2 protein-coding genes are annotated in these 1,988 nt (G+C 65.6%); one reads left to right on the forward strand and one right to left on the reverse strand.

Annotation, left to right across the window (positions count from 1 at the left end; genetic code table 11):
- A partial coding sequence (locus tag ACRDUX_RS23070) for a sugar ABC transporter substrate-binding protein (protein ID WP_526416869.1) occupies positions 1-846 on the forward strand: 846 nt, incomplete at its 5' end.
- Positions 847-1,037: 191 nt separating this feature from the next.
- Here ACRDUX_RS23070 and ACRDUX_RS23075 read toward each other — a convergent pair.
- Positions 1,038-1,955 carry a LysR family transcriptional regulator gene (locus ACRDUX_RS23075; protein ID WP_526416871.1) on the reverse strand — a complete coding sequence of 306 codons (918 nt, stop codon included), beginning with the start codon at positions 1,953-1,955 and terminating at the stop codon, positions 1,038-1,040.
- Positions 1,956-1,988 lie beyond the last annotated feature (33 nt).

Raw genomic sequence — 1,988 nt, forward strand, 5'->3', positions numbered from 1 at the left:
TACTTTCAGGACATGATCCGTGGTGCGCAGGACGTTGCCGCGCAGGACGGGCACGCCACGATCGACGTGACCTACGGCGAAACGGATCCGCAACTGCAGTACGACCAACTTGAGAATGCGCTAAGCACCGCGCCCAGCGGTCTGCTGGTGGTGCCAGTGGACCCTGCGGCGTTGATCCCGGTGATTCAGCAGGCGGCCACCAACGGCGTGCCAGTTGTGACACTGGCCAACGACATCGGCGAGTCCGGCCACCAATACCAACTGGCGCACACCGGCGAGGAGTACCACGACCTCGGCCGTAAGAAGGCGCAGTTCATCGTCGACGCACTGGGCGGAAACGGCACGGTCGGCTACGTACACGGCATCCGCGGCCTCACATTTAGCGAACTGCAGGCCCAGGGGGCCATGGAGGTGTTCAACGCCAACCCGGGAATCACCGTGACCAACGGACCTTACGCCGGCGAATTCAGCTCGGACGCGGGGCTCACTGCGACCGAAAACCTGCTGACAGCCAACCCCGATTTCGCGGCCCTGTATTACGACAACGACGACATCGCGCTGGGTGGCATCCAAGCCGTGCAGCAGCGCGGCCGCCCAATGGACAGCATCGTGATCATCGGTACCGATGGCGGCGAGCCCGCCCTGCAAGCGGTCAGCGCCGGCACGTTGGACATGACGATCAGTCTGTGCGGTTACGCCACCGGGAAGGCGGGAGCTTCCACACTGATCGACAACCTGCGCAAGGGAACCAAGCCCGAGGAGCGGATCGTCAAGGTGGATGGTCTCCAGATCACCAAGGACAACCTCAACGACGCCCGGTCCAAGATGGCCTCCGGTGAGTGCTGACGGGCAGACGTCACCGTTCACTGTGCTGGTCGACGACGGCCAGCGTCGGAATACCTCGACGCGCGCACCCAGTAGCTCGTCGTGCCGGTGTTCGGCCAGCAGTTCGCACCAGCTCGAGGATCGCTCGGGCTCGCCATCATGGTACGGCGCATCGGTATCGGTCAGCGGCAATGCCAGCGCCGGGCGCATCACTATGCCCGTCGCGTCCCCTCAGGTGGCTTCGCAGCCACGATGAACTCCGAAAGCCGCTCCACCGCATCGCTATCGCGACGCTCACGTGCCCGAACCAGCACCGTGTGCCGGACTGCCGAAGGTTCGGTGAACGGCACCACGGTCACCCCTTCGGTGCCGGTGAGTCGAACCGCCAACTCACTGAGCACGCCCACGCCCAAGCCGGATCGAACCATGGACACCAGCGTGTTCGGGCTCGCCACCCGCCTGCCAGCGCCCACCTGAACACCGGCAGAGACGAACAACGCTGCGATCTCGGGGGACAATCCGCGGGCACCGTCACCGCTGCCCGGAGTCACCACCGCCTCGCCCTCCAGCTCGCGCACCGACACCCCGCCAGAGCCGGCCAAGCGGTGCGCCGGCGGCACCAGTAACCGCAACGGCTCATTCCACAGCGAGACCCATTGCAGCTCCGGAATATTGGCCACATAGGGCTGCGGCACGATGGCGAGATCCGCCTCGTGGCGCAACAGCATCTCCGGCAGGGTCGCGGTCGGACCCTCCATCACGCGCACCTCGATGTTGCGTTCGGCCTTGCCGAACCGGTCGATCAGCCGCGACACGAATGCGCCGGCCACGCTCGACATGCACGCCAACCGCACCGCGCCATAGGTGGAACCCCGCAGCGCCGACATCTCGCCGCGGGCGCTCTCAAGCGTCGCCAGGACGTCCTTGGCGCGCCCGAGGAAGATCTCGCCCGCCACCGTCAACCGCACTGGTCGCACGGCGCGATCAACCAGCGCGATCCCCAGCTCCACCTCCAACTTGGCGACATGCTCGCTGACCCGTGACTGCGCCCGCCCGAGGTCTTGCGCCGCTGCCAAGAATGCGCGGTGCTCGGCCACTGCGACGAACGACGTCAGCCAGTCCAATTGCACGCAACGCACACTATCTGGATAACGGATTTAAAG

The organism is Mycobacterium sp. (assembly GCF_050701675.1).
Lineage (GTDB): Bacteria > Actinomycetota > Actinomycetes > Mycobacteriales > Mycobacteriaceae > Mycobacterium.